This is a genomic window from Polaribacter sp. R77954 (genome assembly GCF_044595335.1).
Taxonomy (GTDB): Bacteria; Bacteroidota; Bacteroidia; order Flavobacteriales; family Flavobacteriaceae; genus Polaribacter.
In genome coordinates, this window is record NZ_CP138992.1 from 3,473,293 (window position 1) to 3,495,394 (window position 22,102).

12 protein-coding genes are annotated in these 22,102 nt (G+C 31.1%); 1 reads left to right on the forward strand and 11 read right to left on the reverse strand.

Annotated elements, in window-relative coordinates; all coding sequences use genetic code 11:
- Position 1: 1 nt before the first annotated feature.
- Positions 2 to 1,393 carry a cellulase family glycosylhydrolase gene (locus SJY27_RS15120; protein ID WP_397445702.1) on the reverse strand — a complete coding sequence of 464 codons (1,392 nt, stop codon included), beginning with the start codon at positions 1,391 to 1,393 and terminating at the stop codon, positions 2 to 4.
- Complete coding sequence (locus SJY27_RS15125; protein WP_397445703.1) at positions 1,390 to 3,087, reverse strand: sulfatase-like hydrolase/transferase; 1,698 nt, start codon at positions 3,085 to 3,087, stop codon at positions 1,390 to 1,392. Before SJY27_RS15125 ends, SJY27_RS15120 begins: the two co-directional genes overlap by 4 nt.
- Before the next feature lie 207 nt (positions 3,088 to 3,294).
- Between SJY27_RS15125 and SJY27_RS15130 the strand changes: the two genes are divergently transcribed.
- Positions 3,295 to 4,185 (forward strand): hypothetical protein, encoded by an 891-nt coding sequence (locus tag SJY27_RS15130; RefSeq protein WP_397445704.1) that lies wholly within the window; start codon positions 3,295 to 3,297, stop codon positions 4,183 to 4,185.
- A 69-nt stretch (positions 4,186 to 4,254) separates the two neighbouring features.
- Here the strand turns inward: SJY27_RS15130 and SJY27_RS15135 are convergent, their stop codons facing one another.
- The 9 genes from SJY27_RS15135 to SJY27_RS15175 form a co-directional block, all read right to left on the reverse strand.
- Positions 4,255 to 5,016: a LytR/AlgR family response regulator transcription factor gene (locus tag SJY27_RS15135; protein ID WP_397445705.1), complete on the reverse strand. Its 762-nt coding sequence runs from the start codon at positions 5,014 to 5,016 to the stop codon at positions 4,255 to 4,257.
- A gap of 1 nt (position 5,017) precedes the next feature.
- Entirely contained in the window at positions 5,018 to 6,871 is a 1,854-nt protein-coding gene (locus tag SJY27_RS15140; protein ID WP_397445706.1) for a sensor histidine kinase, read from the reverse strand.
- Between the two features lie 162 nt (positions 6,872 to 7,033).
- Entirely contained in the window at positions 7,034 to 7,780 is a 747-nt protein-coding gene (locus tag SJY27_RS15145) for a DUF1080 domain-containing protein (protein WP_397445707.1), read from the reverse strand.
- Positions 7,781 to 7,789: 9 nt separating this feature from the next.
- Positions 7,790 to 9,367, reverse strand: a complete 1,578-nt coding sequence (locus tag SJY27_RS15150; RefSeq protein WP_397445708.1) for a sulfatase — start codon at positions 9,365 to 9,367, stop codon at positions 7,790 to 7,792.
- 29 nt (positions 9,368 to 9,396) lie between these two features.
- Positions 9,397 to 10,395 carry a T9SS type A sorting domain-containing protein gene (locus SJY27_RS15155; protein ID WP_397445709.1) on the reverse strand — a complete coding sequence of 333 codons (999 nt, stop codon included), beginning with the start codon at positions 10,393 to 10,395 and terminating at the stop codon, positions 9,397 to 9,399.
- A 72-nt stretch (positions 10,396 to 10,467) separates the two neighbouring features.
- A complete protein-coding gene (locus SJY27_RS15160) occupies positions 10,468 to 13,332 on the reverse strand; it encodes an alpha-L-rhamnosidase (protein WP_397445711.1) in 2,865 nt (954 codons plus the stop codon).
- A 52-nt stretch (positions 13,333 to 13,384) separates the two neighbouring features.
- Positions 13,385 to 15,142 carry a T9SS type A sorting domain-containing protein gene (locus SJY27_RS15165; protein ID WP_397445712.1) on the reverse strand — a complete coding sequence of 586 codons (1,758 nt, stop codon included), beginning with the start codon at positions 15,140 to 15,142 and terminating at the stop codon, positions 13,385 to 13,387.
- Between the two features lie 153 nt (positions 15,143 to 15,295).
- Positions 15,296 to 18,136 (reverse strand): glycosyl hydrolase, encoded by a 2,841-nt coding sequence (locus SJY27_RS15170; RefSeq protein ID WP_397445713.1) that lies wholly within the window; start codon positions 18,134 to 18,136, stop codon positions 15,296 to 15,298.
- A 144-nt stretch (positions 18,137 to 18,280) separates the two neighbouring features.
- Positions 18,281 to 21,862 carry a LamG-like jellyroll fold domain-containing protein gene (locus SJY27_RS15175; RefSeq protein WP_397445715.1) on the reverse strand — a complete coding sequence of 1,194 codons (3,582 nt, stop codon included), beginning with the start codon at positions 21,860 to 21,862 and terminating at the stop codon, positions 18,281 to 18,283.
- Between the last annotated feature and the right edge of the window lie 240 nt (positions 21,863 to 22,102).

The following is a 22,102-nucleotide window of genomic DNA, read 5'->3' on the forward strand; positions in this document are numbered from 1 at the left end:
TTTAAAAATTACGAATTCCAGGTACTATTTTAAGATGATAATCTGCATTGTCTTTACCCCATTTTAAGACAATTAATTTTTGACTTTTTGCATCCCAAATAAAATCTGCAGGATTTGCGTCTTTTGTTGTTTTATACACTTCTAAACCAACATTTTTTAGAGGATTGTAATACATTACAAAAGCATCATTTACAATAATTGAAAAACCATCTGGATAATGCCTGTTGGCTCCAATAAAAATTTTTGAAGCACCTTTTTTATTGTCTGATTTAAAATGTACATTCAACTCTCTTTTGGCAAAGTTGAATAAAAACGATTGAATATCTCCTGCAATTGCTTGCGGAAAAGGTCTTGAAATAACATCTGTAATGTATTTACGCTCAACAGTACCTGCATCTGTTTTATCACTAAAAATAGACCAAGTTGATGGACCACCTGCAAGAAAGTTCTGCATAGTTCTGTTTCCTAAAAACCAAGCTTTTATAGAGCCTACTCCCATTTTATCGAATACTTCTGCCGTTTTTATGTATAACTTTCTATACTCCAACTGTCCTAATTTACCAACAATTGTAGTATCTGTTATTGCAAAGGTTGGGAAACCCCATTCGCCTATTAAAATGGGTGCTTTTAGCATATCTGATTCCCGATCAAAACGATCCATATTTTTTTGGATAAAATCCACATTATTTTGATAAATATGTGGGGCAAAAACAATGTTTTTTCGGTTTATAGTAGATGTAATTTCTGCATATTGATTGTTGTCTATTTTTTCTCCTTTGTTCATAAAAATAGACTGGAATAAAATCTTTTTATCCGGATTTATTTTCTGACTTTCGTCAATAATTCTTTGGTATAAAGGAATTAAGTATTTATTGGTTAAATCCTTGTAAGTAATATCCATTTTAAGTTTTCTAGGTTCATTTACAATATCATATCCTAAAACATACGGTTCATTTGCAAATCTTTTCCAAATAACTTTCCATGCATTAATATATGTTTTGTATTGATAATCATTTTTATTTTGCCAAAATTCTTCCCAAACAAATTTATCAACGCCATAAACTGTCATTTTAAAAATTGTTTTTATATCATGGTTTTTACCTAACTCCACTAAAGAATCTAATTTTTGCAAATATTTTGGTTCCACTTTTCCTCCAGGAAATTGGCTTACTTTACCCAATTCTAAACGAATGACTTGATGATTGGCGCCCATTCTAACTTGCCTAGCATAATCATCGCTATTAAAAAAGACTTCACCTTTATGATCATTGGTGTTTATTACAAAACCTCTGGGAATGATATGTCTGCCTTGGTTATCTCTTAAACCGTGTTTGATTTGAGAAAAACTAACTATTGTAAATGCCAGTACTATTATTGTAGTAATTTTTTTCATTTTGATGCTGATTCTTGTTTTGATATTGTTGTGGTAACTGTTTTACTTGGTACATAACCAATTCTATGGGCTTGTACCAGTAACGTTTTAGTCGATTTTACTTCGAAAGGTGCTGAATATACTTGCCAATTTTTGGCTTTTGGATTGGTTTTATACCCAATAGATGCGCCTTTTGTGTTACAAGTAATTGTAACTTTATTATTACTAAACTGAACTGTAGGATCTGCTGTTTTTGGCTTTGAAGTCCTGCCATTCCAAAGCTTAGCCACCAATTCTTTTTCGGGTAAATTTGGAATGTCTTTAATTTCTGATAACCATCTGTCCATTTCATTAGATAGCTCCATCAGCTTTTTTTTGTATTTTGGATTCTCTGCTAAATTATTCAGCTCAAAAGGGTCGTTTACACAATCAAATAATTCTTCTTTGGGTTTAGTTTCTCTAAACCATTGCATTTGATTTTTATTTAATTTACCTTCCTTTTTCAGCATCAATAGATTTTGCATGGTTGGTATTTTTTCTCTGTAAGTAATAGGAAGATAATACCCTTGCTCTGGCCTGTAATTTCTAATATATTTAAATTGCTTGTCTTTTACAGCCCTAATTGCATCAGTAAAACCATCAAAACGATCTGCAGCAGCGTGAATATAATTGCGTTCTTTTGATTTGTATTTTCCTAAAAAAGGTTGACCTTGAAAGCATTTTTTAGGTTGTTGATTTATTAAAGAGAGTAGGGTAGGTGCAAAATCAACAAAACTTAATAACTGTGCATCTTTTGTTCCAGCATTTTTTTTATCAGGAAAACGAATAATCATTGGTGTTTTTAACCCAGAATCATAGATTAATCTTTTTTCTCTTGGCATGGGGCCTCCATGATCGCCATAAAAGAAAATAATGGTATTGTCTAATAATCCATCATCTTCTAATTGTGTTAAAACAGCACCAACCTGCTTGTCCATTTCTGCAATATTGTTGTACAATTTCCATAAATCTCTTTGAGAAACTTCATTATCTTGCAAATAAGGTGGTGTTTTAAATTTAGTATCTTTTGATACATGCACAGGAGTTTCAGCCTCTGTCATTCTATTTTTAGCATGCGATTTTCCAAAACCTTTCCATTTGTAAGATTTATCACCAGAATGATAATGTCTTGTTTCAATTTCTCGAAATCCATAAGGTTCAAACAAACCAGATTCATGTGTTTCAGTAAAATTAAATACAGCAAAAAAAGGTTGATCTTTGCTTCTATTTCTCCAATGTGCGTAAGGACTACTTTCATCCCAAGCTGTAACTGGTGGTTTAAATTGATAATCTGTTTTGTAATTATTAGTACAATAATACCCTTGTTTACGAAGTAATTCGCTTATCATTTTAACTTCTGGTGGAGGTACAGCTCCATATTTAGGAATGCCAATAACATCATTATAAGAAGTTGTTCGCATATGATTTGCGCCAATACTAGAAGGATACATACCTGTGGCTATAGCAGCTCTGCTTGGTGCGCAAACTCCAGAAGTAGAGTAGAGGTTAGGGTATATTACACCTTCTTTAGCTAATTTGCTTAAGTTTGGTGTAACTATTGTAGAGTCTCCAAAAGATGGGATATAATGCCCCATATCTTCAGTTACTAACCAAAGAATATTGGGTGGTTTTTGGATGCTTTGTATTTTTTCTGTTGTACAACTAGATAAATACAAAAGAAAAAATATTAAAACAAAAAATAGTTTATGAGCAGTTATCACTGTTTTACGGATTAAGATTTATTGCAAATTAAACAATCAGAAAAACTAACGCGTCTTGTACTGTACTGATTATAGCTTGTGCTTTTAATTTTACAGGATACAACAGGGTGCTTATTTTATGTTTTTCTGATATTTTTATATCACAGATTAAATAATAAATAGATGAACAAAAACATTTTTTTAATCATAATAGTTTTACTTTTCAGTCATTATTTAGGTGCACAAATTGTTAATCCTCCTAAAGGAAGAATTGCAATTGTGGCTGATGGAAATTCTCCTGACCCTGATGATTTAGGAGGTACCGCAATTACAATTGCTATACTTAAAGCTGCTGGTTTACAAAGTAGATTGGTGCATTATTCTCATAGTTGCGATTTGGTTAGAGATGACAGAATTTCTGAAAAAGCAGAAAAAGAACGTCATCATTTAATGCAAGTTGCTTGTGATATGACAGCAAGACGTTGGACAGGTTTTGAACACCTAACATTTTTTGACGCTATTTGGCAAAAAGAAGCAACCATTAACGATTTGTGTTGGGCAATTAATGCATCAACAAAAGACAATCCTTTGTGGATTGTTGAAGCTGGTGAACCAGATATCATTGGAATGGCTTTACAAAAAACACCAAAAGCAAAACACAAATTTGTAAAGGTGATTACACATCACCCTGCGAATGATAATGCTGGAGATTTTTATACTTGGAAGCAAATTTTAGATTTTGGTATTGAGGAAGTTCGTATTCCTGATCAAAATATAAAATTAAAGGTTCCTATTGCTGAATGGGATTGGGCTAAAAATCATACAGATTCGCGTATTCAATTGATTTGGACCATAGGAAAATTAGCAGAAGTAGATGATGTTGTTCGATTTCAAAAAGGAAAATGGGATTGCTCTGATGCTGGTATGATTTTATACTGGATTACTGGAGCAAATGTACATAATGGATTAAAACAAGGTACTGTTGATGATGTGAAAAATATTCTTTTAGATTATGTAGCTAAAAACCCTCAAAAACCGAGAGGACCTAAAAGGAAAAAGAAAAAAAAATCCTAATAGGATAAAATCTTATTACAGCATTTTTTATTTTTTTAAAACTAATCAAATTAATCTAAATCTTATGTTTTAAACTGATATCCATTCTTTAATAGCAACATTATAACTTCTACCAGAAGTAATACTTGATTGTTTTTTATCTTTTAAAGTGATAACAAACCTACTATTAAAATACTTTTGAATATCGTTTACAAAATCCTTATTAATAATAATACCTCTGTGAATACGTAAAAAATTATCAGGTAATTTGTTTTCTAAACTAGAAATAGATTCTGTACTTAAGAAGATTCCTGACTCACAACTTATTTTTGTATAATTGCTATCAGCTTCAAAAAAAGCGATATCATCTAACTTTATAAAAATAAGTTTATCGTTTTTCTTAACAGTAATAGAAGTCATTTTTTTGATTTCTTTTCTACTCGAAATCTCTTTTAAAACATTCAGAATATCTTCTGAAGATTTGTTTTTATGGAACGTTTTTAATTTCTGAACTGTTTTTTTAATACGATCTAGCTTTACAGGTTTTACCAAATAATCTATACTGTTGGTTTCAAAAGCTTCTAGAGCATACTGATCATAAGCAGTACAAAAAACAACAATAGGTATTGTTTCTAATTGCATCAACAAATCGAAACCATTTTGCTTAGGCATTTCTATATCTAAAAAGATAATATCTGGATTTTGTAAGATTATTTTTTCTTTAGCTTCAGTTACATTTTGAGCAAAATCTATAATTTGAAACGTTTCTGGAAATGACTTCAATAAGTTTTCTAATCCTGCTCTTGCAGGTGCTTCATCATCTATAATAATCGTTGTATAAGGTTTGTTCATATTATGGAGTTTCTAAAATTGTAATCGTAATTATTTTTTGAGGAGAGTTTGCCCAATTTAAGGAAGCATTTTCGCCATAACTTAATCGTAATAAATCGTAAACGGTTTGCAAACCATGACCACTGACCAAACCTTCAGGAAAATCTGGACCATTATCTGAAACTGAAATTATAAGTTCGTAGGCGCTCTTTTCAATTTTTAAAATGATTTTTCCTTTGCCTTCATTTTGAGAAATCCCGTGTTTTACTGCATTTTCTATCAAAGGTTGAATTAAAAATAAAGGAATTTGATAGTTTTGGATTTCTTTTCGAACCTCAATATCAAATTGTAAACGGTCTCCAAAACGTATCTTCTCGATATCTAAATACGATTTTACCATTTCTATTTCATCTTTAACAGTACTCATTTTTTTTCCTTTTCTGTTGATGGAGTATTTAAATAAATCTGATAAAGAATGTGCCATTTTCTGGGTTTTATCGGCATCTATTGGTGCTAAACTAGCAATAGAATTTAAGGAGTTGTATAAAAAATGTGGGTTTATTTGAGATTGTAATGATTTTAATTCTGCTTGTGCTTTTAGTTCTCTTAAGTTAGATAATTGTTTTTCGTTTTCTACAATTAAATTACGTTCTTTAAAGATGAAGTAGCTTATTAATGCTCTTATTGAAGCGATAATCATAGATGCAATAAAAACGTACGATAAAGTAGTATAAGTTCCTTGGTAATTTTTCCCTTCTCTTAAACTTAAAACTGCAATCACTAATATTATTATAAAAGGCAAAAAACCAGTTGATAAGAAGATTAAACTTGTTTTAGTAATAATATCGATATGAGCTTTTTCAATTTTTTTCTCTAAAAATCGAAATAAAAATAAAAACGGAAAGCAAATACAAGAAAATACAAAAGTGGAAAATACAGTATCAAACCTTATTATTGAAAATCTAAAACTAGGTGGTGTACTTAAATAATCGTAAAACGAAATAGAAAATATGATTAAGATATCTATAAAACAAACAGCAATTAAACTTACTAGTAAAAATTTAAGAAAGTTATTATTTAGTGTTCTATTTATATAATTTTTTATTTTAGATGTGAAAAATAGAAAAAATAGAAATAATACTAAAGTAGGTATTAATATAACTGCTATTGGATTTCTTACCCACCAAAGATTCTTATGTTTTAAATCAATTTTATATTTCTCTAAATTTTTAATTGTGTTTTCTCTAAATTGTATTTCGGCTTTTTTTAATCTTTTTTTAAATCCTTTTTTATAAATCTCTTTAATGATTTCTAAATCTCGGGAATTAAGAGGTTTGTTTTTATTTTTCTTATTATTGTAAGCATGAAAGATGCTATTTCTTTTTAAGCTCATGTAACTCGGAAAATGACCAAAAACTAAACAATTTGCAATATTATATTCTAATGTTTTTCTAATTTCTGCGTTTGTTTGATCTACTAAATATAGTCGAACGTCAACTTTCCTTATATTTCCTTGGTAACCTTTTGAAATACTATTAGTAAGTTCCCTATTAGGATCGTATTTTGAATATTGATATTTATCTAAATAATGTATTTTATAGTTAGCATTGTTATCAGTAGCAAATTTTATAGTTATCGTTTCTGTGATTGAATCTAACTTTTTAATAACTCTAGCAACTTCTAATGAATCTTGTTTATTATAATTTCCTTCTAATTGAATATAAACATCAGTATTCCATCTAGCTATTTTGTAAAGTTCATTATTATTCACCTCAACAATTTCTTCCCAAGGAATTTTAGGTAGTTTCTCAATTTCTTGAGATTGTAATTGAAAGGAAATGAATAATAAGAATAAAGAATAGAATACATTTTTCATTGTAGTAAATTTAAATATTTATACCACAAAAGAATACAGATAATAAAGTTTAAAAAATGTTTTTCTTGTAAACTGCAAAAAACAGCTACAAACTGCATTAATTGCATATTTTTCTAACAACAGATTGGAAAATTTTAAATGATTAAAAGAAGAAATAATAAGTTAATCTATCACTTTTAATCTAATATTTTTATACTCGATTTTCATTGGCGGACCTGTATGTACTTGAACACCTATGAATCCTTTACTACTTCTATTCTGAGTATCTAAATCAGTAACATCACTCATTAAAACACCATTAACAAAATGTTGCATTTGGTTGTCTTTTACAATAAGATGCATGCTATTCCAATCATTATTTTTAATTGAAGCTTTTAAGTCTTTTTTATCACCTAGTGAGGCTACTACGTTTCTTGTTTGCCAACAATTTTTTTTCACATTTTTTCTAAGATTCGTTAAAGGAATACTATCTGGCATTTCTTTAATGATGACTTCCTCACCAATATAAGCCAAAGTGGTTCGCTTTTTTTCTTCGTAATTCTGACCTGTATATTTGGTTTTTCCATCAATATCAGATTGATATCCTCTTAAAGCAAAAGGCATATTTTTAATCTTTTCACTTCTGTAATTGACTCCACTATTACCTGAAGTTGAAATTCTATATTCTAGTTTTAGTTCAAAATTTGAAGGTTGTTCTTTTTCGTAGATGATAAATGAATTTCTTTTTAAAATAGTTTCTGGAGTAACTTCACCAACTAAAATTCCTTCTTTTACAGACCAATAGGTTTTATCTCCATTCCATCCTTCTAAATTTTTGCCGTTAAAAATAGACTTAAAATCATCCTTTTTTGAATCTTCACAATTTAAAATTGATAAACTAAAAAGCACCAAATAAATTAATCTTTTCATAATTGTTATTTAATCAATAGTAGTTTTACTTTTCCACCAATTTTTGTTGGGTTCAAAATCTTTAGACAATACTTTTAATCTGTTTTTTTCTAAGGATTTTAATTTTTGGTTGATAATATTAAAATCTCTTTTTGCGTCTTTTATACTATCGTATTCTGTGTCTTTTTTAGGAAATTTAGCGTCGACTTCGTGTAACCAATTCATTAATTTATTATGAAGTTGCTTTGCCAATTTTGGGTGTTTTGCAACTACATTCAATTCATCTTTTTCAGTTGATGGCAACTTAAATAATTCTTGACGGTTATCTTCCCAATAATGAATCAATTTCCAACCATTTTGCTGAATGATAGATGATGGTTCTCCACCTTGATTACCATAATGTGGATAGTGCCAAAATAATGGTCTATCTGTATTGATTTCTTTTCCTTCTAAAATAGGTTTTAAGCTAATACCATCTATATGCTGTTTTGGTTTTAGAGCAATACCTGCTAAATCTAAAAACGTTGGATAAAAATCAGTATGAATTACTGGGAAATTTGTTTCTGTTACTTTACTTTTTAACCAAGGAACTTTTATGAAAAAAGGTTCTCTAATTCCACCTTCCCATTGGTAGCCTTTTCCGCCTCTTAAAGGTAAATTACTTGTAGAAAAATTATCTCCAGAAGCCACACCTCCATTATCTGAAGTAAAAACAACAATTGTATTTTTATCTAAACCATTATCTTTTAAAGTTTTTAAAACAATACCCACAGCATCATCCATAGTGGCTACCAAACCACCATAAATAGGATTGTCTTGCACTTGACGAATTGGCAAAACTCGTTCCATTTTATAACCAGAATTAATAATTCCTAAACTGTCTGCTTTATCTCTGTATTTTTTCCATTTTGCTTCTGTAGTCTGGATAGGTGCATGCACAGCATAGAAAGATAAAAAAGCAAAAAAGGTTGAATCTTTATTTTGTTGGATAAAATTGGCAGTTTCTTTGGCTAAACGTATGGTAAGATTTTCTCCTTTTTGTTTGTTTTCTAGTTTCGGGTTTTGCCAAGGACTAAAAAAACCACCTGCAGGACCTCCTCTATGAAAACCTCCTTTATTGATATCAAAACCATGATCTTCTGGATACGAACCTTTGTTACCTAAGTGCCATTTTCCTGCAAAAAAAGTTTTGTAACCATTGTTTTTTAAAGTTTCTGCAATAGTAATATCGTCTTTTGGTAAATTCTGAACATAATTTGGGGGTAATAATTTATCATACCTTTTTCTACTGCGCCAATCTGTACCGGTTTTTGCGCCAATCCAATCTGTAATTCCATGACGCGCTGTAAATTTACCAGTCATAATACTGGCTCTAGAAGGGCTACAAACTCTACTTGCTGCATAGCCTTGCGTAAAAATTACACTTTGATTAGCGAGTTGATCTACATGTGGTGTTTCGTAGAATTTGCTGCCCGTAAAACTTAAATCATGATACCCTAGATCGTCTACCAGAATAAATAGAATGTTTGGTTTTTTATACTCTTTGATTTCTTTTTTTTTACAACTGAAAAGAAGCGTAAGAGATAAGACTAAAAAGCATTTTAACACTCTAAGCACTGTGATGTTTGAATATAAGATTATATTTTAATAATTTTCTTTACAAAATGATTGGTTTTGTCATCATTAGAAATAAAGTAAACACCATTGGTTAAATCACTAATGTCTATCATTTTTGAAGTATTATCGCTTTTTATTTTTCTAACTACAGCACCAAACATATTGGTAATAATTAAATTAGAATTTAAAGGGATGTTTTTTATTTCTATTTTTCCTGTAGTAGGGTTGGGGTAAATTTTAGTTTCCTTTTTTTTTAAATCTTTAGTAGATAAAGAAGCATCATAACAAGTAGATTCTGGGTTGTTTAAATTGTGTGCATTAGAATCTGATAAATTACTTTTTCTTAACACCATTTTATCCATAAAAAAGAAATTGGACCTTGCATCAACAATTATAGAATAATTACCAGCAGTATTAAAAGTTGCCCATATAAATCTATATGAATTTCCATCGTTTGTGTTTGTTACAAAACCCCATTTTCTATCTGGAGTTGAGTTTACGGGATGCCTATTCATAAAAGCCTTAAAATAGCCATTTGTACTAGAACCTTCTGGACAATCTCTATCTGGGTTACTATTACAACTAGGTTTTGGTTCTAACTGAGAAGTAGCAGTAGGGCTATTTTGGCTCGTAGCGTAAAAGTCATCTGCTTCTATACGAAGCCAAGCATCATTATGTTCGCCTCCAGAATCCCCCATACCAATTCTGCCTCGCCAAGCAAACCTGTAAGTTCCTGGATTGTTAATTTTTATATTGTAAGTTATTGCAGCACCAGATAAAGCACTGAAAGATTGAGTACCATCCCAATATATATAATCTATAGAAGCACCAGATAAATTAGGATCAGATTCACTACCAGTTTTCCAATTTGAATCAGCAGGAAAAATACCAGATTCCATTTCTATTGTTAATAAACCATCTTTTTCTTCAAATGGTAAGGAACCATCGCAAGTTGCTGTTTGTGAGTATAATTGGATTGATATTATTGATAGTACAAAAAGTAAAATGCTTTTCTTCATTGTTGATGTTTTAAATCTATTTCTCAAAGTTAATTTAACTTTTAAGGCCAAGTATCCTGTTGTGTAATGTATTTATTTTGATGTTTTTTGATATTTTATTTTATAGGTTCCAGAACCTAAAAGTATATTTGTTGTATCTGCTATGACAATTTCATTTTTATCTTTAAAAGCATCAAAAGATGTATCATTTATTTTTAAAGATGCAAACTCGTTTTGATTTAAAATAATTTTAGCTTCAGTATTAAAAGGCACTTCCAAATTCATTGTTAAAAAACCATTTTCAGAAGTCCAACTATTTTTGATTTTTCCAAACGGAGTAGGTACAGATACTTTTGTACTTGAAATTTGACTTGGAAATTCTGGATTTATGATAAATTGTTTAAATCCTGCTTTTTCTGTTGATGATTGAATACCACCTAAAGACTCGTAAAAATACGCAGCAAAACCACTATGCATTGGATGGTTTAAGGAGTTTGATGGTCCTTCCATTTCTTCCCAAATAAACTGACGCTCTGGCCATGTTGTGAAACCTGAATTCATTACATAGGTTTGACTAGGAAATTCTGGTGTTGTTAAAATTTGATACGCTAAATCTGCTTTTCCGTATTTAGACAACACTGTATAAATGTATCTGTTACCATGAATACCTGTAGAGTGATGACCTCCTTTTACCTCAACAATATTGTGCACTAAACCATTTACAACAGTTTCTATTTCTGATGCTGGAACCATATTAAATTGTAAAGCTTGTACAGTTGCTGTCTGACTTTGATACCATTTGTGTTTTGTGTTTGGAATATCAACTAAAAACTGTTGATTGAAGGCTTTTAACAACGCTTCTTTTTCTTGTTTCATTTTCGTTTCATAAACAGCATCATTATTCATTTTTGCAAATTTCTCCATAATTCCTAAAACATCATAAAAATAGGCATTTGCAGAAATAATAGGATCACATTCCATTGCACTTGGATTTTTTCTTCTATCCCAAAGTGGCGGACACCAATCTCCCATTCCATCTTGCATAATTCCGTTTTCTCCCTTAAAGTTCAGGTAAAAATCGGTCAATCCTTTCATTGGTTCATAATAGTCTTTTACGATTTCATCATCACCATAAAACTTATAATTGTACCAAGGCAAATACATTGTTGCTACACCCCAATCTATTTTTGCATACGTAGAAGTTCTTTTACCTGGTGCAATCATTGTTGGCACTTGAAACTTTAATTCAGGATTGTTATGTCCTTTTGTTGGTCGCATTTGTGTTTTAATGTCTTCCATGTATTTTTTATAAAAATCATACATATCATAATTGTATAAAGCATATTCACAAAATGCGTGTGCATCACCTAACCAACCACATTTTTCTCTATGAGGACAATCTTCTGGAATTCCGTGAACGTTGTCTACAATTGTCCATTTACTAATGCTATGCATTTTATTTAGCAATTTATCAGAAGATGTAAAACTTCCTGTTTCTTGAATGTCTGTAGCTACCAAAACCGCTTTAATCATATCTGCATCTGGCTTTCTAGAAATTCCAATAATTTTTGCATATCGAAATCCGTGATAACTAAATTTAGGTTCCCAAGATTCTATCCCATCACCTTTACAGATGTATTTGTAAACTTGTGTCATTCCATTTGCACCACCACCTGTAGAGCCTTTAAAAATATCTTTTCCGTTTGTTAAAAGTGCTTCTGTAGTAATAATATCTATCAGTTGTCCTTTTTTTTCTTCTACATTAATTTTTACCCAACCAGCAATGTTTTGCCCAAAATCTACAATCCATTCTCCATCTGTACCTTTAAAAACTCTTTTAGGTGCTAACTCTTTTAACTTTTTAATGGCAGGCATTTGTTGTGCGCTAATTGTTCTTAGTTTTGGCGATGCAATTTTCGCATTTCCCCAAGCACTATCATCATAACCCACTGTATTCCATTTTCCGATTTCGTAACGTGCGTCATACGTATCTCCTCCATAAATATTGTTGAATACAATAGGACCTGTGGATTCTTTCCAATTCTCATCCGTATAAAAATCTTTTGTAGAACCATCTGTATATTTTAGTTTTACTAAACATTTTACAGTTGGTGGTCCATAAGCCATATCTTTTTCTGATTCTGGATCTCTTTTCCAAGAAATATCTTGCCCATAAAACCCGTTTCCTAAAATAATTCCGAATGCATTTTTGCCTGACTTTATAGCTGATGTAATATCATAATTTACATAATACGCTTGCTTGTCGTAATTAGAAGGAGCAGGATCTAAAACGTGATCGCCTACTTTTTCTCCATTTAGGTACAGCTCATAATATCCTAAGCCACAGATATAAACTTGGGCGTTTTCTACTTTTTTATCAATTGCTAGTTCGTTTCTAAAATAACTAGCAGCAAAACCATTTACCTTTTTAGGCGTTTTCATTCTACCTGTTTTGTAGTTTCTAAATTGATATGGAGAAGTTCTCGTATCATTTTTTAAAGTAATCCATTTAGAATCTCCCCAGTTTTTTTTTGTTAGCAAACCCATTTCAAATTTTTGAACAGCAGACCATTTTGTAGATTCTCCATTTTCATCCCAAATCTTCACTTTCCAAAAATAGGTTTGCATTGCTTTTAACTCCTCTCCTTGGTATTTTACAAAGGCAGATTTGTTACTTTTTACTTTATTTGAATTCCAAACATCAGTATCAGTTTCATTTAATTTTTCTTTTGATGATGCTACCAAAATTTGATATGCAGATTGCGATTTATTGAAACCTTCTGCATTAACAATCCAAGAAAATAAAGGTTTTTTGCTTTCTATGGTTGATGGATTTTGTTTGGTATTTACCAATAATTTCTCAAAAGTTATTGAGCTGCTAGTTGTAGAAACTTGTTTACAAGAAACTAAAAGAATAGCTAAAAAAATTATGGAATAAAACGTTTGTTTGTTTAACATCATTTATGTTTGACCTTACAGATTATGGTTTTAAAATTTAATATACTCTATCTTATTTTACTATAATTTTATGATTAGAAATCCCTTGCTCACTCTCTAATTGTAATATGTAAATGCCTTTTTGTATATTCTCAAAACGCACTTGTTTTTCTGATATAAAATTACCTTTTTGAACTTCCATTCCATTAATTGAATAAATTCTATATTGTGCCTTTTCTCCATTGTTTATTTTGATATTAAACACACCTTTACTTGGATTTGGAAATATTTTAATTATTTGTTCTTGTTCTATCTCTGAAGTGGATAATGTAGCATTACTTAATTCAATAATATTTATAGAAAGTTTAGGCAAAGTAATTCCTTCACTTCCTTGATTAATTAAAGTTAACGGATCTACATCAATACCCATAGCTCTTTCTTCATCTATTTTATTAAATGCAATCGCTTTGTGAATTGATACATCAGTATATTCCTCTCCATCTAAATTTATATTGAAAGGCACATCTTGATTACTAAGGTTTACAACGAAAACGGAGGTCTTACCATTTTTTGTTACAACTCTTGCGTTAACAGCTTTTACTCCATCTACTAAATTTGATACTTCTACGTCGCTGTCTAATAATGTGGTATTTTCCAAAGCCAAACGAATGATTTCATAAGCTGAACCAAATAATGTTTTTTCTAAAGGATACTTAATTCTTGGGCGCTCTTTACCACTAGGAGAAATATAGGTTTCCCAAACGTAATGAGAGTTTAATTGCCCATTTACGCTAAACCAGTTGGCACGCTCAAAAACATCTTGATTTTGACTCATAAAAATATAACAATCTACCATTCCTAGTACAGAAACTGCATTTGGGCCACCAGATTTTACGCCCCATTCTGTTAACCAGATTGGTTTATTAGGCGCCACTTTATGAGCATAATCATAAATAGAATTTCCTAAAAATTTACGTGCAGTAAGTGCAGTGCTATAAGCATCATCGCTATTATTAGAATCATCGGGATCTGAACCTACATAAGTATGTACTGTAACTGCATCAAAATACGTAAGATCTTCCGTTAAATCTTTATTCCAGTTAGGGTTTGCCCAACTATCTCTTCTTAATAAAGGTACAGAAACTCTTATATTAGGATCTTTAGCTTTTAAAGCTCTAGACATCGATTTTGCCCTAGCAATATAATCATCAGTATTTGGTATTATTGAGCTTCTCTGTCCAGGATAAAAATTTTCATTTCCCAATTCTATAACTTTTACCTCAAAACCTCTAGCAATCAAATCATTATACCTTGCTATAGTTTCAGGACTTTCATTATTAAAATCAGTACCATCAGCACTCATATTAAATGTCCACATCATATCAAAACCTGAACCTGTTTGAGATTTTCTTGTTGCATTTAAACTTGTAAGTCCATCAATACCCACTTTAATATTATTAGCATCAAATATCTTTATATTGGCTAATAAATCAGGTTTTTTGGTTTTAATCGTTTTATTTACTCCTTGTTCGTATTGAAAAGATTCTTCTCCAAAAAGTCTAGTAACATCTCTTCGCCAATCGTACCAATTTGCCCATAAACCGTGAGGAAATCTTATGGTTATTGGTTTTAATTTATTTATTAAGTTTTTTTCTTTTGCAGTTGAAAAATGATGTGTATTTGTACCTAGTAATAGATTATTAAACACTTCTGTCTTCGAAGATGTTATATTAATTGTTGCTTCCATATTGGTAGGCAAATTAAATGGATAATCTTGAGAAAATACAGATACAGTGAGTAGTAAGGTAAAACAAAGTAATTTCTTCAACATCTTGTAATATTTAACTTTAGTTACTCAAAAATATTATTATTTTCTAAGAACAGTATCCTGCACAGTCCCTCAAAAAAGTTGATTTTAATCAAGGTTCTATCAACCTGAAACTTTAAAATTATACTTGAAACTATCATTATTGTATAAAGAGTATCAATAACTTAAAAGTTTTAAAGAACCTTCTAATCCTGTTGGCGCCAAATCTTTGTAATTTCTAGTCCATCTTTTGGTTAAAGGATTGTTGAGTGATTTACAATAATTGGCCAATACTGTTGTGTATTTAATTTCTATTTTATTTTCTCCTTGTTTTAAGTAATCTTTTACTTGATAAATCGCTTTTCCATACCAACGTTTTCCTACTTTTTTATTGTTTATATACAATTCTGTAACTCCTCCATTTACATTTCCTAAATCTAAATGTGTATAATTACCATCGTTATTTACATTAATTGTATAGCTAATTTCTCCTCCAAATGAACTTTGTGTTTTGTCTTCTGATTGACTAAAATCAATCAATTCATCCATTTTCCAAGTAAAGGTTTTTCCATCAACTCTAGTTCCTGAAACATTCCATATTCCATTAACTATCTTTGATTTTTCAACTTTTTTTGAATTGATTAATGGGATTTCTGTTGGTTTTTCATCTTCAAAAACTAACAATAAAGATTCCAAAGGATTCAAAGAAATTTCTAACTCATTTGCATTTTTAGCATAATAATAATATGGTGTTCTTTCTCCAGTTTCTGGATTCCATACATAAGGATATTTCCCTTTTACAGGAAAATCAGCCTTAAATTTTGCAGTTTCAAATTTGTGAACATTTGTAAAAAAATACAATTCTTTCTCTTTCGTATATTGATGAATTTGATACACTTTTTTAGAAGGACTACTCATTACAACATCTGGAGCAATTGCAGATTTCTCAAGAATACCTTTTGTCCAATTGAGTAGGTTTTTTAAAGATTTTGGCTGATTAACTTGGATAAATGCATTTGGATTTTTAGCTAAGACTCCTTCCATCACTTCTTTAACCTTTGTATCGTTTTTATCAGCATCCTTAAAGTGCAATGATTTTTTTGGAAGCTCATCAATCACAACAACTTTACCTCCTGAAACCACAAACTTTTGAATGGCAATAGCGGTTTCTGGATGAATGGATTGTAAACTCGCCAAAACCAATAATTTGTAGCGCATATTTCCAAAAGCAATTTCACCATTTTTAATTTCAGCGTTAGTCAACACATTTTGATTGATATATTCACAAGAATAGCCTAATTGACTGATATGTTCCCAGATTTTATGTAAATATTTTGGTTCCATATGAAAAGGTTCTCTTGCCAAACCTTTATCTCCCCAGATATCATCAGTTGGTCCAATAATAGCAATCGATTTATCTGCTTGTGAGTTTTGAAAAACTGCTGATAATCTTGCATTGTAATCTACCCAACTATTCAAGTGTTTCCACCAGGTATTTTGTTCACTAAAATATGCACCATAACGAATCCAACCAGGAAAAGGTGCTGATTTTGGCGAATAATTATAACCGTGTAAAATTGAATGATTAATCCCTGTAATGAAATTCATATCATCGTGTTGTTTTATCTCCTCTAGAGTTGTTTTAAAAACACCACGTGTATTAGTCATTACTTCAGAACTTACAATCTTTTTGTTGGTTAAATGCCCACCAGCAGAAGCATATAGATTCCAAGTCATATACCCATGATTTTGGTTCCATTGCCACAAAGAATCTTTCATTTCTGAAGAATAAATCCAGTTGTTACTTTCTGGTATATCAGGTATCATATAGCCATCTAGCATCCCCATTAAAAATGGTGTTCCATACGCTTGATATCTACACAATACACCATTTTCTTCACAGAAATCTTTATACGTTTGTGTAAAGTTTTTTAAGAATATTTCTACCAAAAGCTTATTGTAATCGTATCGTACTCGCTTTAATTTATCTTTAAATTCTGATGAAAATTGGTTTGAATACTTATCATTTGCATAATTTCCTTTAGCTGAATAGAAGACAAAAGGCATCCATTTTTTTAGTTGATAACCGTAAGCGTTAAAGAATAGCTCATCAAAACTATCTGTCCAGTTTGCGCCAGAAACCTCGATACTATCGCAAAAAATGGCTCTAATTAATTGATTTAATGGAATCCCTGAACGTTCAGAAATTTTCTTTAAGCGATTCAAATACGCTAAGGTCATTTCTTTTTTATAATGATCCATTACAGGACCTGCACCTCCTGGAGCGCCTAAAGTAACGTTTCTAAAATTTTGTTGAATTATTGCATAACTCAGATAATAATCACCAGATTTTTCAATTTTATAATTTAATTTATTGTTTTTATCTAAGAATTCTGAAAGGTTAATAATTTCATCTTCATTATTACAATTTACAGGAACTAAAGCTAAGTTAGCAAGAGTATAAGTAGTTCTTTTACTAATATGCCTCTGTGAACGAGATTTGTTATACTTTTTTTTGTAACGATTGATTAGGAAATTTTCATCAACTTTAATTACAGAATTTGAGTTATAGAATATTTTATCAGTTACCATTCGTTGACTCGTTTCTTCGTCTTTTAAAAATTCTCCTCCAAATGGCCAACCTGTACCAGCAATAATATCTGTAATCATCCCCAAGTCTTTGGCTTTTTGTGCAGCGTGAACAACCATATCTACCCACTCATCACTCATCCAAACTAGTGATCTCTCACTTTTATCAAATGCGAGTGGCATAGCAATAGGGTTAATTTCTACCCCACCAAAACCAACACTTTTTAGCGACTCTAATTGTCTATCGAGTTCTTTTGTTTTTACTTTATTTCCATTCCACCACCAACGCACAAAAGGTCTTGCTTCTGCTGGTGGGTTTTGGAATTTGCTAAATAAATCTTTTTTGTTTGGGTTTTTTAGACTTTTCTCTTCACAAGAAAAAAGAACCAAAACTAACACAAGAGCAAAAAAACAAGTATAAGCTTTCATTTATTAAATAGTATTAACGTATAATATTCGTTGAAAAATAGACTTTCTTTCAACGATTATCATCCTGTACTTACTTGTCAATGAGAATTAAATGAAATAGATGTTTTTTAATTAGGTTTTTTTTTACGTTTTCATATTATTATCCTATTGTTTGATAAATTTTGATTCGTAAAGTTTACCGTCTACATCTTTCATTTGCATTATATATACTCCATCACTCAAAGAAGATACATCTAAAGTGCTATTATTTACAGTGAATGTTTTTATCATTCTTCCAGATAAATCGTACACTTTAGCTTTAACTATTTTATCACTAATGATTGTAATTGTTTGATTTGCAGGATTTGGAAATAATTTTACTTTATTATTCTTAAAACTATTCTCTACAATACTAAGGCTAGAAAGATATTCTTGAAGATTTTCAATATTCATTACTTCATTAATTTCCGTTTCAGAAAGTGCATCGTCAAACATATACACTTCATCTAGCATCCCAGTAAAGTTTCTCACGATTTGCGTTGACGAAAACGAACCGAAAATTAATCTACCTAAAGCTTTAGGTTTGTCTGTTTCAAATTCATCATATTGCGCAATACTACCTCTTTGCTCACCATTTACGTAAAACTTATGTTCTCTTTGTCCTTCTCTTTGGTCTATCACCAAAGCAATATGCAACCAGTCATCTTTTTCATTGTTATCTACATTAAAAGAAATGGACTTTTTTTGATGCGAAGACCTAAAACTTAAATCAGCACCATTAGAATATAGTAAGGTACGCCCATTAGTTGGTTGCAAAATATCTCCACGAGTTGTGTAATCTGTTACCTTCAACCAAAATGCAATTGTATATGCAGTTTCAGCACTGTATTCGAAAACATTATTTGCAGATGTAAAATAAGACCCTTCTATATAACTAAATGCTGCTCCTTTACCATATTTTGCATCTGCATAAGTTACAGCAGATCCCATAGTTGCATTATTCTCATTTCCACTTTCATCAGTACCATTCTCTTCTAAGGGTAAATAAAATAGCAGTTTGTTTGTAAAAATACCTGCTTTATCTAAAACCTTAAACGTTGTACTTGCTTCAGCTGTTTTACCATCAGTATCTGTAACTATAGCTTTTATTTCATATTCTCCACCTTCTAAATCTAATAATGATGATGTACTAGATGAGGAAAAATTAAAAGGAGCAGTTGTTTTTGTAGCTATCAATTGATTATCAAGAAACAATTCTACTTTTTCAATGCCTTCATCATCACTAACATTTAACTCAATATCTAGAGACGAATAGCCTTTTTCAATTTCGCTATCTGCATTAGGTGTAATAAACGAAATTTCGGGAGCATAGTCTACAAATACACTTGCATCAAACTCCCAAGATCCAGGTATTACATTGAATTTTAGAAAAGCATCATCTTCACTATTAAAAGTAATTCCTTGAACTCCATCTACAAATGCATTCTCTTTCCAAACAGTTACACCTCCAACAGTAACCTCAAAAATCTCTGTATTGGTTTTAGGGATTCCTACTACAGCTGAAGTGTTATCTGGTGATTCTAGTTTTAAATTAAAATTTGTTTTACCTGCCTGAACTTCAACTAAGATATCGCCTTTAACAGAAGGTACTGTAGTTTTAAAAGAAGTTAAATTCGCTAAAGTTGGACACACTTCGTAAGATGCCCAAGCCACTTCTGTAGCCTTAATTCCTGTTATATAACGTGACATTATATAATTAGGCGCATTCCAAGCGTGGTTTGGTGTACCCAAACTACCTTTTGGATCACTCTCAAAACGTTCGTATAAAGTGGTTAAATTCGGGTTATCCACCTGAAAATCATATACCTCTCGCATTCTAGTTAATGCTTTTTCTGGATGCCCTAATTGCATCAACGCCTCTTCTGCTAACCATTCAAAATGTGGACTTGATTTTCTAACTGGGAATAACACTTCATCTACTAAAGTTTCATAGTGACTTTCATCAGCTAAACCTGCTATTACTGCAAGAGAACTAACACGTTCTTCTATCGGGTTTCCTGAAGTATTATAGCTACTTCCTCTCCAATATTTTTGAACGTAGTTTTGTTTAATGCTATTAATTCTAGCATCATACCAAGATATATCTTCAGTTTTATCTAATACAATAGCCATTTTTTTGGCTGCTTTTAGCGCGATATAATACGAAGTAGCTCTTATTGCGTGTGAATCACGATCGCTACCCCAATCTGTCCAACTTACGCCTCCTATCCTGTTTTCTGGCATACCATCTGAAGCCATATTCCATAATTTCAAGTACGTTAATATAGCTGGATACGCATTTTCAACAGTAGCCTTATCACCAGTATTATAATAATATTGCCAAACCACATTGTCAATAAACTGAAGACTTTGTGCTGCAAATTCGGCAGTTTTAGTTTGAAAGCTACCAAAACCTGGTGTTAAGCCTTCGATAATATCTCCTCTTCGATAGTTAATGGTATTGTCAATAGCTTTCTTTAATAATTTTCTTCCTGCTTCATCTAAAGTATAGAAAATTGCTCCTGTTTGATCACCCACATCTCCAATCCATAAAGCTCTTTCTCTATCAGGACAATCCATATATCCATCTCTTGCACAGATATATAAAGTATTTCGAGCCATCCACCATAAACGATTATAAAATTGATCATCACATTCAAAAGTTCCAGTCATTTCACCTACACCTGTCCAACGATATTTTAGTTCTTGCACTTCTAATCCTGAAGGAATGCTGTATTCTACAAAATGTCCATTGAACCAAGTATATCCTTCAAATTCTTGAACACCACTTTTAGAAATATAAGTTGATTTTAATAAATGCAAATTATTATCAGTATCAATAACAACAGTTTTACCAGATGTAGCATTCAACTTTATGTAGGGTGTAATTTGTTGGTTAAAAGGGAGTTTTGCTTTTACAGTTATAGTAGAACCAGAATTATTTGTGTAAGGGAGCTGGATTGCAGCACCATTTACTGTCATTGATGGATAATCTGTTAATCCTCTATCATTCCATTGAGGAATGGCACGTTCTACCAAATTGCCCCAAGGCTGACTATTTATTCCTCCTTTTTCTGTAGGAGTATCCCAATTACTATCATCATAACCTTCAGTATACCAAGCATTATCTGTCCAATCTCCCAATGCATTTCGCGCATCGAATTTTACACTATAAGGGGTAATTCTATTATCTTCCCCACCTCCACCACTATTTGGATCATAGGCTGGATGTAATTTCATTTTCCAGGAGGTATTTGTATTTAAATCGGCATTCCAATCAGCAGAAACATACAAACCTCCTTTACCACTATCTAAATGTGACTTTCGTGTACGTCCAAAATACCAAGCTAAAATGGCTATGGTATTTTCACCCGATTTTAAGTAAGGTGCCAAATCAACTGGATCGTAATAGGTGGTATTTGGTGCAGCGCCTCTTGCTAATCCACCTTCAAATAATACCATCTCTCCATTGATCCAAAGCCAATATTTACTGTCAACAGCAATGTTTACAATTGCTTCTGATGGAACAGCATCAATAGTAATGGTTTTTCGAAACGCCATCCAAGTATTTGCTGGTCCATCTTCTTGTTGCCAAATCCATTGAGATTGTGCATTTACAGAAGTTATTGATATTGTAAAAAGGAAAAAGAGAGAAAATAAAACTCCTATACTTTTAGTTTCACTGTAAAATTCTTTTTTGCTATTCATTACTTTGTACCGATATTTTAATTTTTTGATTGATAAATTCTTCTCAATTTAATATATCATCGTAACCTGAAGTTTGTCGATTTTTTATTTAGACTACTATATTAAAAAGTATATGTGTAAAAAGTATCCTGTAGACTCCTCATCTAAATATATTTTATTTAAATTCTTTGAATTATAATAAAAATTGAAAAGTCAGTCTCAATTTTTAAGTGAGTATTTTATTTTAGCAGCTGTAATAAT

Coding starts and splice junctions, on each gene's coding strand:
- SJY27_RS15145 (WP_397445707.1), bottom strand. CDS start 7,780: ATGAAAAGATTAATTTATTTGGTGCTTTTTAGTTTATCAATTTTAAAT.
- SJY27_RS15170 (WP_397445713.1), bottom strand. CDS start 18,136: ATGAAAGCTTATACTTGTTTTTTTGCTCTTGTGTTAGTTTTGGTTCTT.
- SJY27_RS15140 (WP_397445706.1), bottom strand. CDS start 6,871: ATGAAAAATGTATTCTATTCTTTATTCTTATTATTCATTTCCTTTCAA.
- SJY27_RS15155 (WP_397445709.1), bottom strand. CDS start 10,395: ATGAAGAAAAGCATTTTACTTTTTGTACTATCAATAATATCAATCCAA.
- SJY27_RS15165 (WP_397445712.1), bottom strand. CDS start 15,142: ATGTTGAAGAAATTACTTTGTTTTACCTTACTACTCACTGTATCTGTA.
- SJY27_RS15120 (WP_397445702.1), bottom strand. CDS start 1,393: ATGAAAAAAATTACTACAATAATAGTACTGGCATTTACAATAGTTAGT.
- SJY27_RS15135 (WP_397445705.1), bottom strand. CDS start 5,016: ATGAACAAACCTTATACAACGATTATTATAGATGATGAAGCACCTGCA.
- SJY27_RS15175 (WP_397445715.1), bottom strand. CDS start 21,862: ATGAATAGCAAAAAAGAATTTTACAGTGAAACTAAAAGTATAGGAGTT.
- SJY27_RS15130 (WP_397445704.1), top strand. CDS start 3,295: ATGAACAAAAACATTTTTTTAATCATAATAGTTTTACTTTTCAGTCAT.
- SJY27_RS15160 (WP_397445711.1), bottom strand. CDS start 13,332: ATGTTAAACAAACAAACGTTTTATTCCATAATTTTTTTAGCTATTCTT.